13 protein-coding genes are annotated in these 11,156 nt (G+C 34.0%); 3 read left to right on the top strand and 10 right to left on the bottom strand.

From position 1 onward, the window contains the following. Positions 1-163: 163 nt before the first annotated feature. From CCY16_RS01000 to CCY16_RS01010, 3 genes are all read right to left on the bottom strand, one after another. A complete protein-coding gene (locus tag CCY16_RS01000; protein WP_179946014.1) occupies positions 164-442 on the bottom strand; it encodes a hypothetical protein in 279 nt (92 codons plus the stop codon). Positions 443-1,406: 964 nt separating this feature from the next. Further along, positions 1,407-1,541, bottom strand: a complete 135-nt coding sequence (locus CCY16_RS06605) for a hypothetical protein (RefSeq protein ID WP_281250489.1) — start codon at positions 1,539-1,541, stop codon at positions 1,407-1,409. Between the two features lie 226 nt (positions 1,542-1,767). Further along, positions 1,768-1,962, bottom strand: coding sequence for a hypothetical protein (locus tag CCY16_RS01010; RefSeq protein WP_143696892.1), 195 nt, complete (start codon positions 1,960-1,962; stop codon positions 1,768-1,770). A 124-nt stretch (positions 1,963-2,086) separates the two neighbouring features. Here CCY16_RS01010 and glpX point away from each other — a divergent pair, with 124 nt between their 5' ends. Both glpX and CCY16_RS05480 read left to right on the top strand, forming a co-directional pair. Then, a complete protein-coding gene (gene glpX / locus CCY16_RS01015; protein WP_088414273.1) occupies positions 2,087-3,013 on the top strand; it encodes a class II fructose-bisphosphatase in 927 nt (308 codons plus the stop codon). 91 nt (positions 3,014-3,104) lie between these two features. Then, on the top strand, positions 3,105-3,266 hold the full coding sequence (locus tag CCY16_RS05480) for a hypothetical protein (RefSeq protein ID WP_179946015.1): 162 nt from the start codon (positions 3,105-3,107) through the stop codon (positions 3,264-3,266). A 721-nt stretch (positions 3,267-3,987) separates the two neighbouring features. On the opposite strand, the gene ychF is transcribed toward CCY16_RS05480, so the two are convergent. Then, complete coding sequence (gene ychF / locus CCY16_RS01020) at positions 3,988-5,097, bottom strand: redox-regulated ATPase YchF (RefSeq protein ID WP_088414285.1); 1,110 nt, start codon at positions 5,095-5,097, stop codon at positions 3,988-3,990. Positions 5,098-6,328: 1,231 nt separating this feature from the next. On the opposite strand from ychF, the gene CCY16_RS01025 reads away from it, so the two are divergent. Next, positions 6,329-7,504: a CCA tRNA nucleotidyltransferase gene (locus tag CCY16_RS01025; RefSeq protein WP_088414277.1), complete on the top strand. Its 1,176-nt coding sequence runs from the start codon at positions 6,329-6,331 to the stop codon at positions 7,502-7,504. 179 nt (positions 7,505-7,683) lie between these two features. On the opposite strand, the gene CCY16_RS01030 is transcribed toward CCY16_RS01025, so the two are convergent. The 6 genes from CCY16_RS01030 to CCY16_RS06865 all read right to left on the bottom strand — a co-directional run bounded on the left by CCY16_RS01030 (position 7,684) and on the right by CCY16_RS06865 (position 10,464). Next, the gene (locus tag CCY16_RS01030; RefSeq protein ID WP_088414279.1) at positions 7,684-8,154 is read right to left on the bottom strand and encodes a hypothetical protein; all 471 of its coding nucleotides are present in this window, start codon (positions 8,152-8,154) and stop codon (positions 7,684-7,686) included. A gap of 40 nt (positions 8,155-8,194) precedes the next feature. After that, complete coding sequence (locus CCY16_RS01035; protein WP_088414281.1) at positions 8,195-8,515, bottom strand: hypothetical protein; 321 nt, start codon at positions 8,513-8,515, stop codon at positions 8,195-8,197. Continuing rightward, positions 8,500-8,685 (bottom strand): hypothetical protein, encoded by a 186-nt coding sequence (locus tag CCY16_RS01040; RefSeq protein WP_088414283.1) that lies wholly within the window; start codon positions 8,683-8,685, stop codon positions 8,500-8,502. Before CCY16_RS01040 ends, CCY16_RS01035 begins: the two co-directional genes overlap by 16 nt. A 708-nt stretch (positions 8,686-9,393) precedes the next feature. Then, entirely contained in the window at positions 9,394-9,624 is a 231-nt protein-coding gene (locus tag CCY16_RS01045; protein ID WP_088414284.1) for a hypothetical protein, read from the bottom strand. Positions 9,625-10,126: 502 nt separating this feature from the next. Then, on the bottom strand, positions 10,127-10,339 hold the full coding sequence (locus CCY16_RS05945) for an HK97 family phage prohead protease (RefSeq protein ID WP_245800676.1): 213 nt from the start codon (positions 10,337-10,339) through the stop codon (positions 10,127-10,129). 2 nt (positions 10,340-10,341) lie between these two features. After that, positions 10,342-10,464, bottom strand: a complete 123-nt coding sequence (locus tag CCY16_RS06865) for a hypothetical protein (RefSeq protein ID WP_369323923.1) — start codon at positions 10,462-10,464, stop codon at positions 10,342-10,344. Positions 10,465-11,156: the final 692 nt, after the last annotated feature.

Raw genomic sequence — 11,156 nt, forward strand, 5'->3', positions numbered from 1 at the left:
CTAAATGGCCAAAATTCCTTTCAAAAGGAACAGAATCTAATAACTGTTACTGCTTAATTCTTTATTCATTTCCACAATTTGTAAACGATTACTGTTCGTATAGCTATATGCTTGACATTGGGATGACAAGAGGAAGAACAGAGGAAGAACATTGGATTATATTCTATATTTTTATAGCTTGTGAATTTACGTGTTCAACTCTATTTCCTTCCATCTCTCTATAACTTGGTAACGTAGAAATTATTGCATGTAGTATAGTAGTTATCGCAACTAAAACAGATGAAACCATCACAGCAGCGGTGATGAATAATCCTGTAATCACAACTCCAATAGCATCATTCTTTAATGAGGTATAAAAATACTCCTTATTTTCTTTATATTTAGTTTCTTTTCCATTTGGTAATTGGCCAGCATTTGTTTCTTTTTTTGATATAGGAGACACTGGTTTATTATCAACATTTCCACTGGGTTACGGTTTATTTCTTCTATATTCAGCAGTATAGTAGCCTGATCAGTTTCTGTTATTACAGGCATCCCACCCCCATTTACTGCTGATTCATGCGATGCAATTCTTTCTTAATCATTCCGTATGAGCACCATTGCTGCTATAGAATTACGTTCCGCAGTAGCAATACAAAATGCATCATCCCTCAATTGTCGGTATAATACGTACAACTCACTTTATAGATTTGTCTCTTCAATTTACTAACATAATATCTTCCTTCTTGGCCGATTGCATTGATGGTGGTCACCCCATTTGCTAAGAGAAACTTTATAACTTTTGAATGCTTTTGATTGTGTTTAATTGCATGATCCAATAATGCATTTCCTAACACAGCAACCTTACTCACACTTACTTTGAAGACTAATTCTTTGCTTACTTAATTTTAGTTGTAAGCTTTCAGAGCTAAGGTCTCATGCTATAGAGTTTATAATTGTCTAATAAAATCGCCACTTAGCACAACAGTTTTTACACTATCTTTATTACTGCTGCTAGATTCTGCCCCATTTTTTTCTGCATCAGATGTGTTTTGCTTCTCTTTTTGTTTATTGCTAATCTAAGCAGTGCAATTATTACTCAGTTTGAGAGGTATTTAGAGTGTGATCAGAATTGTCAAAACCAACTTTAAATTCAGAATCTATTTTAAACTCTTTCTTAAGCGAGAATTTACTTTCTGTAATTATTTCTAGAAGATTTTTATATTAGTTTTAATATATCTATCATATACTTTTAAAAGTAGCCTAACCTTTGGTAGACTATCATCTATAAAAGTATTACTCAGAGCATCAATCTTTTCTCCCTCAATAAATCTCTTGTTATCTAAAAGCACCTTCATAATGTCAATTTTTTCGTTGCAAGGAACTATATCGAAGTCCTTTAGTATTTTCGCATGATCTATATAATCTTAAAATACCTCAAACTCTTGAATATTTCCCTGAACAATAGCATTATTCAAAGCATATAATTTTTCCTCTTCATCAAATTTACCACTTTCTAAAAATATCTTTACAACTTCAGGCTGTTTATTTGTTACAGCCATGCCCAACCATAGTTCTACTGCCAGAGCTTCTCTTAACTTGAATGTCTAACTGTGCAAACAATTCAATAACTCTTAGAAATATACTATAATCGCTTGAAATATCTTGCCTTCTAAACTGATGGCATCTATAAGTGAGTCAAAATTTTTTTCATCTGTTACTTCCCCTTTTTTTTTAGTTCTTCATAAAACTTCTGAGCCTCTATTCCAAGGCTTTTGGCTATGAACTTTATCTTATCGTATAGCATGGTAAATTGGCATCTCTAGAGTCATCAGAATCTGCCAAGTTAGTTTCCGTTTTATTACCTGCAATATCAGATATGTTTTGCTCCTCTTCCTTGGTTAACGCTGCAGTTATTCGCTCTTGTTGAGAGGAGAGTAAGTCTGTTGTTAAGGAGAAGATTTTTAATATGTGAGTTATCATTTTCAGTTGCATGTTTTAGTAGTAAGTCTCCTGATGAATGGCCTCCTTACAATATAATTAGTCAAGGCATCTTGCAGTCTCAAATGGCATGATATATACTGAATGCTTAGTTCTCGAGTAAATGATGGAAAATCTAGCATATAAGTTAATTAAAGTAACTGAAGCTGCAGCACTTGCCGCATATAAATTGGTGGGCTTAGGTGATGAAAAAAAGGCTGATCAGGTTGCAGTTGATGCAATGCGGACGGTACTAAATTCGATGGAAATAAATGGCACAATTGTAATTGGTGAGGGTGAGAGAGATAAAGCACCGATGCTATATGTTGGAGAGAAGGTTGGCACTGGAAATGGTCCTGAGATCGATGTTGCTGTTGACCCACTTGAAGGTACTACAATTTGTGCTCACTATAAACAAGGTGCAATGTCTGTTCTTGCTGCAACGAAAAAAGGTGACTTTTTACATGCACCAGATATCTATATGGAAAAAATAGCGGTAGGAAAAGATCTTCCAATAGGTGTAGTTTCACTAAAAAATAGTGTTGAAAAAAATTTTGACAATCTAGCCCAAGCAAAAAAATGTAAAGTAAATGATCTTACAGTAACTATACTTAAACGTGAGAGGCACAATAATTTAATACTAAAAATCAGGAAGTTAGGAGCAAAAGTTAAATTGATAGATGATGGTGATATTGCTGCTATAGTTTCATTAATTAATGGCAGCCATGATATATATATTGGCATAGGAGGAGCACCAGAAGGAGTGCTTGCAGCTGCAGCGTTAAGTTCAATAGGCGGACAAATGGAGGGAAGATTAATATTTGACACAGATCAGTCAAAAGAAAGAGCAAAAATTTTGAATATTGATGACCTAGAAAAAATCTACTCTATAAAAGATATGGCGAAAGGTGAGTCAGTGTTCATTGCAACTGGAGTAACAAGCGGAGAGTTTGTAGATGGAATTAAATTTGCTCATAACATCTGCTCAACTAGTTCTTTAATAATATTGCATAATAAGGTGATAAAGTTGCAAACAATACAAAATTTATGCTAATTTACTTAGTTTTAATACACATAAATTTTAGCATTTACAGTGCACTAGCATTAAGATATACTAATTTTAATATAATTGAAAGAGGTATGATATGGGGTTATTTGAATGGTTCAAGGGATTTAAATCTTCTGCGGAAAATACAGATGTCAACATTGCTTTACAAGAGAAACTGATCAAGGGGTTTCTTAAGACAAGCATAAATTTGATAATAATCCTGAGGTATAAAGCATACTATCAGGTTTTGACAATTTAAATTTCTCAAGTGGACCATTTAATTATCCTTAGTATGACATGAATTATAATGAAGGTAAAGAGGCAAATCCATTTAACAAAATAGCAAAATACTATGGAAGAAATAAGAACGTTTCCCTTTTTGTTGCCACGCTGGTGGTGATGTTCAAGCTAAAGAGAAGTTTATAGAGAAGATAAATATTATTTGGATAGAGTTAATAAAGGAGAGCATGATGCAAAAGAATTTTTAAATAGTGATTTGGCTGCTTTCTTTAATAAATATCACGTAGTATGCCCAGGACATAATCGGTTCTATTTATAAAGAGTAAAAATATACAGCAAGGGTAAAAGAATACTAATAATTGTGAAGAATGAGAAACAGCAGAAAAACTACTCTTTCGCAGAACTTGCAATATGTAACATCGAAATTAGTTAAGGTGCAAAAGATAAGTCTGAAAAAGGCCTTAACTATTTTGCTGTTTTAAATATAAATCCTGATCAAACGAGCATTAGGAAGTTACCCATTGATGGTAAAAATATTGAACTAAAGGACATTCTAGAACTAGCTGAGCAAAACTAGGCTGTGTCTATAAAAGGTAAAGCTTTACATGAAGTTTTAGAGAATGTCTAGTTCAACAAACACTGTATAAGAAAAAGAAGGACACACAGCCACATGAGAATATTATCATTGGTGTATCTAACATTGATGAAAAAATAACTGTAGAAAAAGGAGTTTTTTCCCTTCAGCAAGGGGCTGCTACAACATTAAACCTAAAGTGCATTATATCACCGTCTTGTACAATATAATCCTTGCCTTCGAAGCGAATTTTACCTGCGTCTTTGCAAGCCGATTCGCTTCTATATTTTACATAATCTGCAAAACTTATCGCTTCTGCTTTTATAAAACCTTTTTCAAAAGCAGTGTGAATTACACCAGCTGCTTTACCAGCCGTTGACCCTATTTTTATTGGCCACGCTCGTGCTTCTTTGAGGCCAACAGTAAAAAAGGTTATCATACTTAGCACTTCATACATAATACGCGCTACTCCATCAAGTCCCGATTCTTGCAGGCCAAATTCTGATAAAAAACTCTGTTTTTCCTCCTCACTTTCAAGATTTGCAATATCTGACTCAAGTTTTGCCGAGATACAATAAAATTCATTTTTGTTCTTTTCTGCTATTTTTTTCACCTTTTGAGATAGTTCATTACCCGTTATAATATTTGTATCTTCAACATTGCAGACGTACATAACAGGCTTTGCCGTCAGCAATTGAAGTGATTTCATTTCATTTCTATCACTACATTCTAAACTTCTTGCAGGTTTACCGAGTTTTAAAGTAGCTAAAACCTCCTGCATCAAATCAAGTTGCCTCTTTAGCTCCTCATTACCCTGCTTTGCTTTCTTTTCCAATTGAGGTAGCCTCTTTTCTATGCTATCAATATCAGCCAAAATTAATTCCATTTCCACTACCTCAGCATCTGATATTGGATCTATTTCATTATACACATGGTTAACACCGTCATCCATAAAGCACCTAAGCAGATGAACGATGGCGTCAACTTCTCTGATATGACTCAAAAACTTATTACCGAGCCCTTCACCCTTACTCGCACCCTTTACCAGACCTGCGATATCCACGACTTCTAGTTGATTGTAGATTACCTTTTCTGAACCAGCAATTGCTGCGATTTGCTTTAAACGCTGATCTCTTATTGGCACCTTGCCAATATTTGGTTCGATTGTACAAAAGGGGTAATTTGCAGCTTCAGCTGCACTTGATTGTGTAAGCGCGTTAAATAAAGTTGATTTTCCTATGTTCGGTAACCCAACTATGCCACAGTTAAAGCTCATATTTACCATATAAAACCACAATTGTTACATGATTTAAGAATTTTTGCTATACTTAATTAGTTACTTATTAACAATTTTACTGGTATAGTAATATATAGTTTAAGATGAGAAGCTATGACCACAGCTCAAAAACCGGAAGCTACTAAGTGATTTTCAAGACATTGAAAGTGCGAAAAGGTTCAAGAGCTCAGGGTAAGAAATAACTCTTTCAAGTAGTAGCCCCTACCCTGATAATTTCCATGTAGGGCAAGCAATTGGTAATGGAAATTGTTTTTTTGACCTCATTCAAATAAAGCTTGGGACAGCAGAAGGGAATCAAAGTTACTGTAGAGCAGTTGCGAAAAGACTGTAAAGAATTTGCGCAAAAAATCTGCCAGAATGGTTTCAAAGTGCAATTGCAAGCAGCTACGATAGTAGTGATAATATTCGCATTGAAACTGCAGATAACTATGTAAAAAACATCTTGGATAATAGTAGATGGGGTGATCCTGAAGTTGAAGGTAGAATACTTTGTGGAAAGTATGGCATGAAATTGCACCTTTGAATCGAAAATCGGTTGTATTTTAAGTTTTTGCAAAGATGGATATTTCAGGATGAGGATGGGTTTAATGCAAATGTTAAGCAAGTAATAATGGTCTCTAAATTCTATGGAACACTTGCCAAAGAGCTTTAAAAAATTAACTCCGATTGAAGCGAATAAATTGCTAGAAAATATGTGAGGTCTTGGCGACGTAGGTCGCACACATAGCCTTATCAGTTCTTCAGGTAGTATATAAACAGGTAGTCCAAACTATTAATAATCAATCTACCATGCACATAATAAACAAAGGTGATGCTCATTTTGAACCATTGTTTGATAGAAGTAAAAGTTTAGCAAAGCAAGAGCAAGAAGATTTTCTATTAGCAAAAAAACTTCAGCTAGATGAGATCTCGAATATTACAACCTTTCAAAGGGTAGCCGTCAGAAAGTAGGGGTTGAAGAAGCGTTTGATAAGTCATTAGCAGAAAGTTTAATGGAGAAATTAGTGATGTTATAAAACGGGTAGAGCAGTGTATGAAACGCTCTGAAGAACAAAATCCTTCGGCTTACCAAGATATGGTATGAAAGAAACAAGGATAGAAAAAACATTTCATAAGCAGCAGCCTGTAAAATCTTGTTAACTCTATATGTTTTTATATAGGGCTTTTTTGCAAAATTTCAGTAATATGAGTACAATACACACTAGCCCAAATGCAAGTTGATCATAAAACTAGTTTAATTATTGATGCCATAGAGAAATTTGGTGGTGAGGTGAGGCTTGTTGGTGGGTGTGTGAGAGATTCAATTCTGCAGCGTAAAGTTCACGACATTGACTTAGCCACCAATTTACTGCCCAGTCAAGTAATTGAAGCATTAAAATTTCATAATATAAAAGCTATTCCAACCGGCTTAAAACATGGAACTATCACTGCAGTTTTAAGTCAAAGGTCCTTTGAGATCACAACGCTAAGGCATGATATTAAGTGTGATGGTAGGCATGCAAAAGTAGAATTTACCGATAATTGGCAAGCTGATGCTTCAAGACGCGACTTTACATTCAACGCTCTATATGCAAACAAGTACGGCCATATATATGACTACTTTGGTGGTACTCAGGACTTGAAAGCACGAAGATTAAATTTTATAGGCAACGCTGAAGATAGAATTAAAGAAGACTATCTGCGCATTTTAAGAGCGTTTCGTTTTCATGCAAAAATATGCATTGGAGATCTGAGTGATAAAATATTGAATGTATGCAAAAAGCACGCGCACAAGATTTATAACCTATCTGGAGAGAGAATAAGAGATGAAATGTTTAAATTGCTGGAGTATGATGCTCCGGTTCCAACACTTAAGAGTATGCAAAAATCTGATGTTTTACAAAAAATTATCCCAAAAGAGGTAAAATGCGAAATTCTGTCTTCAGCATTTCTTTTTGGCACTGATGCACTAGTAAAATTAGCGTTACTTCTTAGGACTACTGAAAAAAATGACAGGCTGAGCCTTGGAGAATACGTAAGTAAGTTTTTACGCCTTTCAAACAAGCAAAAGAAAAAGCTATTATTTTTACTATCTAATAATATCAAAACAGAGCTTACAGAAAAAGAACAAAGGAAATATATATCTTTACTTGGCAAGGAATTATATTGCGATTTAGTAAAAGTTTGTGGTGTTGAGTCCGGAGCAAATGTCGATGAGTACATTTCACTTGCTCAGGCGCTTAACATCCCGAAACTTCCTTTATCTGGCGATGATTTGATAAATATAGGTTACCAGCCAGGAAAAAATTTAGGTAGGAACTTAAAATTACTAAGACAACATTGGGAAGATAGCTCCTACACTTTAACAAAAAAGGAGCTGATGCTTTATGCTAAAAGTTTACTCTAATTTTTGCCTGTCGCAATTTTTATTATCCATGTCCTACTACTCTTACATTATTCGGTGGCAGCACAAATATACTAGCAGGATTGATGGATTTTTACTATTACTTCTTTCATTATAAAACTTATTCATGCTAGCATTACTATTATTATGTCTTTTATATTTAATCTTAATTTCTTTATATATCACTTAACAGAGTGTAGCAATTTGGTTTTTAATTTACTCTTGCACATAATACCATCAAGTAACTCTTTATCTGTGTTTTTGCTAACCTGACAATACTTATTACCCTTGTCAATCACTACTTCTTTAACCTTACCTTCTATAACTTCTCTTATTAAATTTTTTAAATTATCTTTAAATAAATTAAGTAATCCACTATCTTGAAGTTTATTGTCTTGTTTATTTGAGAGAAATTTTACAGTTTCTCTCAAGAAGTTGAGAAGAAAATTCTTTTCTCTCAATTCAGGGAAATTCTTTTTTAAATCCATATTCCGATCAGACAAGAAACGTCCAAGACCCTGCAAAGGCTTTTTTAGTAAGTTACACGGATCAGTAATTGATTTCATGATAGATACTTTATCCACATCTCCTATATCTGGCTTTTGAATTTCTGTTTGTCCTCGTGTATCTTTCCCTTTTACTTCCCATCTCATTGTGCATCTTCAGTTAGTGAACTTTCAATCTGTTGATCCTTTATATCAAATTCTCATGAAGTGCCTCTGTATGTGCTGCAATAGATGATACTGCAACATCTCTTGCTTTTTTCATTCTGCTTCCCAGGTGTTTAACTGACCTTTCTTGCCCAGCAAGTTTTCTTATGGCTTCTTGTAATTCCTCATCTGATTTCTTCTTTAATGTCTTCAACCTTTCTATTTCCTCAGCTTTTTTCTTTGAATCTGCCTCCCATTCTTTTTTTTGATTAGACGAAGCAGTTTCAAACTTGCTAATATCTTTTTTACTTTTTGCCAGATCTACACCCTTTTGGCTAGATATTTTAGTCAATCTTTTTTGCACATTTTTTTATCTTCCTTTAAAGTCTGCACTTGTTTTTGTAACTCAGCAGATCCATTTTCTAAGTCCTCTTTCTCTTTTTTAACAGTATTTAATTGACTTTCCTCACACGTTTTGCATGCTTCTTCCATAGCTTTTAACTGCTTTTCATGTTGAGCTTTTTCTTTTCGCAATTCACTTACTTTACTTTCTAATTCAGCATTCTTGCTTATAGTTCATCTTAACTCTGTCGTTTTTGTTGTTCGAGACCACTCTTTTCTTCCTCCAATGTTTTTACTTGATTAATTAATCTGCATTCACATTACGCTAATCTTTCATTTTCTTTATTCAAGTTAGCTTCTTGGCTAATATCTTTTGATTCTCTTCCTTTACATAGCTTAGTTGATTATTTAAATCTCTATTCCCTTCCTCCAATTACTGTTGAGGTTCTTGAGCACTTTGCAATTGAGCAGTCAGTATATTCACATTTGATTATAGAGCTTCTTTATCACAACCTAAGTTACTAATCTTACCTTCTAACCCACTAACTTTATCTTCAAGTTTCGTTATTTGTATTTGTAGACTTCATTACCCTTCTTAACAGCCTCATTTTTCATCAGCAAGTGATTTAATTAAAGCATCCTGCTCTCCGACCCTTTCTTCTTGATCATATATAGTTTGCTGTTTGTTCATCAACTTTACCTTTTATTGTTTTCTTACCTTGTTCTAATTCTTCATTTCACCTTGTTAAACTACTTATTTCCTGTCTTTTTCCTCCACTCTACCAAAAGCTTTCTTGTTCTATTTACAAGTTCTATGTTGTGTTCAATTAGTTCATCTTCTCGTTTGCCTGTAGCTTCTGTTAATTTCTTATAACCCTTTTAAAATTTTTCAATTATAGACTACAATTCTCTACTTTCCTCTTTTAAGGAAACATTTTGCAAACGTTCGAGTTCTAGTTCCTGACTCATATCCCCTAGCTGTTCTTCTAATGCTTCATTTTCCTCTGTACTTACTCCTTCTATATTAGAATAGTCATTATCAATTAGCCCACTACCTTCAGTACTGCCAAAGTAGATTCCATCAGTAAATTCGTTACTTTCTTCAGTTTTAACCCCTCCATCTTTACTCATTACTTCACTTGAAGTATCAAATCAACTTGAACACCTGCATTTACTGTTGTAAGCTTATTAGCTTAAACTCCATTATTTGCAGTAGCTTTATTACAATATAGAATATTTTCTGCTCATTTATTTCATCTCTTTGGCAATATCTACTCAATCTTTTTTTAGGTACAACCAAGCAAACACGGTAGATTCAGCTATATTCTTCTTCCTCCCTTTTAATATTAATTTCATTACTTGTGCCAAGCATAAAATTACCTCATTTTTTTCAATTCTAAAAACTTTCTTCAAGCTAAATTTTACCAACAATCACCAGAAATAGTAACAAAATTATATACTAGTGTAAAAATTAAATAAGCATTAATACAGATGTTAAATTTGACCTGAACATTTTTAATGTTAAGTAGACAAAGTGCTACCCACTTAACAAATCTTAAATAGAAATATGCATATTTGTAAGCACATCATTTGCCTTTTTTTATTGCTCCTACCAACATTTCTTGTCTATTCCCTAACTTTTTACGTTAACTACCTGGGTAGCTAAATTTGCAGAAAAGTGATCAAACTGACTTCCTGTAGTTCCTACTTGTTTCAACACCAGAGCTCCGCTCTCATGGTCAATGTTATATCTTATGATATAGCCAATCAAAAGTCCGTTAATTACCCCAGTTTTAAGTATTAAGTAAGCCTCTTCTGCTTTTTGAATACCTAAAAGCAAACGCACAGTTATATACAACCCAACATCATTTTTACAGATTTTATAATATTGCCTATAGGCCCACCAGGGTTGTGCTGCCAGAGGAGCTTTATCTCATTTTTGTTCAAATTCTCTTTAAATGCTCCAGACAAGATTAGGTCATTTGTTTATCGACTATGTTAAAGACACCCACATAACCAGAAAATACACCGTTTTCTCCTATGTTTTTTATTAACAATGGGATGAACAGAAAAATTTCTTATCCATAAAGCCTCCTTGTAGATCATGCTATTGGGGATTTTATTTGAAGTAACTCGCAATATACTGCGAAACAACCGTGTTATATACAGTACTCTAAAAGAGGGAAGCATTTTTAGTTACAAAATAGAAACTATGGAAGCAACAAAGCCATCCCAGCGTCGCACAAACAACTTACGAACATTTGTGATTTGATAAGCTAGATAGCTCACAGAAATGCAAAAAACTACTTGATAAACCTTGCTAATTTCCATAGTACTGAAGGTATTCAGTTATTTTCAATCTATGCAGACTAAATGACAAAGTATCACGTAGTTAGCGTCTTATGTTTTATTTTTTGTACTACATGCACCCTTATATCTTTACAACATCTCTAGGTTTTTACCTATATAAGCTGGAACGTTCTTATAAAGCATTTAAGACAGTATAGTACGCCAATTTGTAGGATTAGAGAGTAAACACTATCTGCCAGGGGATATCTTTTACCTTTTTTTCTATTTAATAAATTTCTTGCTACTTGTTAGCGGGATCTAGAGATACCGCAGATGAATCGCGAGATGACGAATTGCGCCCAGCGTCTGTGCTG

The organism is Wolbachia endosymbiont of Wuchereria bancrofti (assembly GCF_002204235.2).
GTDB lineage: Bacteria > Pseudomonadota > Alphaproteobacteria > Rickettsiales > Anaplasmataceae > Wolbachia.

Coding starts and splice junctions, on each gene's coding strand:
- CCY16_RS01025 (WP_088414277.1), top strand. CDS start 6,329: ATGCAAGTTGATCATAAAACTAGTTTAATTATTGATGCCATAGAGAAA.
- ychF (WP_088414285.1), bottom strand. CDS start 5,097: ATGAGCTTTAACTGTGGCATAGTTGGGTTACCGAACATAGGAAAATCA.
- CCY16_RS01045 (WP_088414284.1), bottom strand. CDS start 9,624: ATGAGTAAAGATGGAGGGGTTAAAACTGAAGAAAGTAACGAATTTACT.
- glpX (WP_088414273.1), top strand. CDS start 2,087: ATGGAAAATCTAGCATATAAGTTAATTAAAGTAACTGAAGCTGCAGCA.
- CCY16_RS05480 (WP_179946015.1), top strand. CDS start 3,105: ATGGGGTTATTTGAATGGTTCAAGGGATTTAAATCTTCTGCGGAAAAT.
- CCY16_RS06605 (WP_281250489.1), bottom strand. CDS start 1,541: ATGGCTGTAACAAATAAACAGCCTGAAGTTGTAAAGATATTTTTAGAA.
- CCY16_RS01010 (WP_143696892.1), bottom strand. CDS start 1,962: ATGATAACTCACATATTAAAAATCTTCTCCTTAACAACAGACTTACTC.
- CCY16_RS01030 (WP_088414279.1), bottom strand. CDS start 8,154: ATGAGATGGGAAGTAAAAGGGAAAGATACACGAGGACAAACAGAAATT.